Source organism: Kitasatospora sp. NPDC059327, assembly GCF_042752535.1.
Lineage (GTDB): Bacteria > Actinomycetota > Actinomycetes > Streptomycetales > Streptomycetaceae > Kitasatospora.
Genome location: NZ_JBHYYB010000232.1, coordinates 1 through 2,997 on the forward strand (window position 1 = coordinate 1; position 2,997 = coordinate 2,997).

The following is a 2,997-nucleotide window of genomic DNA, read 5'->3' on the forward strand; positions in this document are numbered from 1 at the left end:
CCCCATCGACACCAAGGCCTACCACCGCTACGCGGCACTCGGCCTCACCCGCCTCATCACCTACCCGCTGCCCCTGCGCGACGTCCAGGACGTCATCGACCACCTCCGCCGACACGCCCGCCTCCCGCACTGAACACACCACGGCAGCGCGGAACGACGCCTCCGCCGACGCGGGGCGTCATCCACGACCGGGCGGTCTGCGCGTCGCCCCGCGTCGCGTGGTCCGGTGTCGCTGGGCTTCGGCCGGCCGTCGGGGGCGGTTCACCGGTCGCCGTGCCGGTTCACAGGCCGCCGGTGTAGAGAAGGCGGTTGGGCGAGTCGGGGCCGAGTCGGGTGAGGACGTCGGTCGTGGAGCCGGCGACGAGTCCGGCGCGGACGTCCTGGGGGGAGGCCTGAGGGGTCTGTTGCTGGAGGAGGGCGGCGGCGCCGGCGACGTGGGGCGCGGCCATGGACGTGCCGTTGAGGGTGCTGGATCCGCCGCCGAGCTTGGCGGAGACGATGGCGACGCCGGGCGCGTACAGCGACAGGCAGGGGCCGTGGTTGCTGAAACTCGCCTGCCGGTCCTGCTTGTTGACCGCGCCGACGGTGAGGGCTTCGCGCGCGCGGGCGGGGGAGAAGCCGCACGCGTCCTGGGCGTCGTTCCCGGCCGAGATCACGGGCAGCACGCCACGGTCCGCCACCGCGTCCACGGCCGCGTCGAGCGCCTCGGAGACGGGTCCGCCGAGTGAGGCGTTCAGCACCGCCGGCCGCTGGGCGTGGGCGGCGACCCAGTCCAGGCCCGCGAGGGAAGCCGCGGTGGAGCCCTGCCCCTGGCAGTCGAGGACCCGGACGGCCGTCAGCGACACCGCACGGGCCACCCCGTAGGTCCGACCGCCGACGATCCCGGCCACGTGGGTCCCGTGGGAGTGGCAGTCCTGGCCGTCGCGGCCGTCGCCGACGGCGTCGAATCCGGCGCCGGCGCGTCCTTCGAACTCCTCGTGCCCGGTCTCGATGCCGGTGTCGAGGATGTACGCCGTGACCCCCTTGCCGGTTCCGGCGACCGTGAAGAGGCCGTCGAGCGGGAGCCTGCGCTGGTCGATCCGGTCCAGGCCCCAGCTCGCCGCCTCGACGCCCACCCGGGGCCCGGCGGGCCGCGCCGTACGAGCCGGTGCGGGAGGGGTGTCGACGCCCATCCGGGCGTTCTCCTCGATCGCCTCGACGCCGGGCAGCCCCCGGGCCGTCCGCAGCTGGAGCGGGGTGAGCGGGGCGGCGAACCCGCGCAGCGCGGTGCCGTAGGTGAACAGGGGCCGGACGCCGAGTCGCCGCAGGACCGTCTCGGGTGAGAACGCGGGCTTGACCCTGACGATGTACTCACCCGGGACGGCCACCGGGGAGCGCGTCACCGTGAGTGCGGGCCGGTCGGGCCAGGTCGCGGCCCGCGCGTCACCGGCGCCGCCGGTCAACGGCACGGTCAGCAGCAGGACGGCGGCTGTACGGCGGGCGATGACACGCATGCGCACTCCATCACGGGAAGAGGAACCGGCAGTGGGTCGGGGAGTCCGAGGAGCGAACGCGGGGGCCGAGGGGCGCGTGCACACGGACACGGCGGCCGGGAAGCGGCGACGTCCGAAGGGGGGACGCGGTCCTGGGTCCGTGGGGTGCCAGGACCGCGTCTGACACCGGGGGAAGGCGCCGCGCCGGGCGCGGCGGTCCCTTACTCTCCGACGATCGCCTCGGCGCGCTGCCGCAGGTCCTGCGGAACGTCGTCCCGCTGGGCGACATCGCGGACCAGATCCTCTACCTCCGCCGTCGTGACGGCGGTGCCGTCGTCGTCGTTGTCGTCTTCACCTGCGCTGTTGATGGCGAGGAAGCCCATGGTGCACTCCAATTCCGGATGGGACCTTCGTGGTCAGTGCACGATCCTGTCCCGTCGGGCGGGCAGCGCGTGGGAAGCCGCCACCCCGGTCCTCCGAAAGAGTGAAGGCCCGGACCTGGTCGGCCGGTCGGCGGCGCCAGTCGCAGCACGGCGTGGCCGCGCGTCCGGGCCACCGTCCTGAACCGCCCGTCGGAGGTCCCCGTCGAGCCGTCGAGCGGCTTCGGGCACCGGTGCCGCTCGACGGCGGATGACTCCCGGCCCGTCGGACCGGGTGGTGGTCCTGCCGCACCGGTGCGTCCGTCACTCCGGGGCGGTGCTGTGCGGGGCGGGTCAGAGCACGGTGATGGCGAACGTGGTGGCGTTGTTCTGTGGGGTCGGGTCGTCGGGGAGTTCGGCTTCGGCGTCGCCTGCCAGCGTTTCCGGGCCCATGCCGCTGGCGACGGAGATCCGGACGGCCGCGGTGACGATGGCGGTGGGTGCCAGGCCGGGTGGGATCACGCACTGCACGGTGTGGCCGTGGGGCAGTGTGCTGCAGGCCGCCTTGGAGGACGTCCCGGTGCCCACGACTCCGGGCGGCAGGTGCACGTACAGGGTGACCGGTACGGCGGTGGCGGCGGTGCCGGTGTTGGTGACCACCGCGTACGCGGTGGTGGAACCGCCGTCCTGCACCGGGGCGGGGCCGACGACCGTCACCGCGAGGTCGGCGTGGCCGGTGGGCGCGTCGGCGGCCGCGGGTGTGGCGGTCAGCAGTGCTGCCGCGCAGGCCAGCTGGAGGATTCGGGAAGGTCGGAGTCGGGACGGCATGACGCTCACTCGTTTCATCCGCGGGTGTCGGCCGCTTGTGCGGACCGGTGGGCCGCCTGACCGGCGGTGCCAGGGCCAGCATCGGGGGCCTGTCCGGCGTGCCGGCCGGGACACGACGGGGTGTCACCCGGGTGGGTGGCGGTGGCCGGGCCGGGCCGCGTTCGCGCCGGCCGGAGGGCGGTCGCTCGGCCCTTGGGCGCCCCACCGCCGACAGCGGTCCCGGGGCCGCGATGTCCCCGGGGTCGGGCGCGCCCCCCCGGCGCCCGCCCCCCAGACCCCCCGCCCGCGCGGGGGGTGGGGGGTGAATGGGGTCAAGTTGGGGGGGCGGGGTGTTGTGG

At 75.0% G+C, this 2,997-nt stretch carries 3 protein-coding genes; all 3 read right to left on the reverse strand.

The features are described 5' to 3' along the window. Nucleotides 1-281 precede the first annotated feature (281 nt). The 3 genes from ACFXHB_RS44610 to ACFXHB_RS44620 all read right to left on the reverse strand — a co-directional run bounded on the left by ACFXHB_RS44610 (nt 282) and on the right by ACFXHB_RS44620 (nt 2,659). Nucleotides 282-1,493, reverse strand: coding sequence for a S8 family serine peptidase (locus ACFXHB_RS44610; protein ID WP_380582937.1), 1,212 nt, complete (start codon nt 1,491-1,493; stop codon nt 282-284). Between the two features lie 200 nt (nt 1,494-1,693). Then, the gene (locus ACFXHB_RS44615; RefSeq protein WP_380582939.1) at nt 1,694-1,867 is read right to left on the reverse strand and encodes a hypothetical protein; all 174 of its coding nucleotides are present in this window, start codon (nt 1,865-1,867) and stop codon (nt 1,694-1,696) included. Between the two features lie 318 nt (nt 1,868-2,185). After that, complete coding sequence (locus ACFXHB_RS44620) at nt 2,186-2,659, reverse strand: hypothetical protein (protein ID WP_380582941.1); 474 nt, start codon at nt 2,657-2,659, stop codon at nt 2,186-2,188. Between the last annotated feature and the right edge of the window lie 338 nt (nt 2,660-2,997).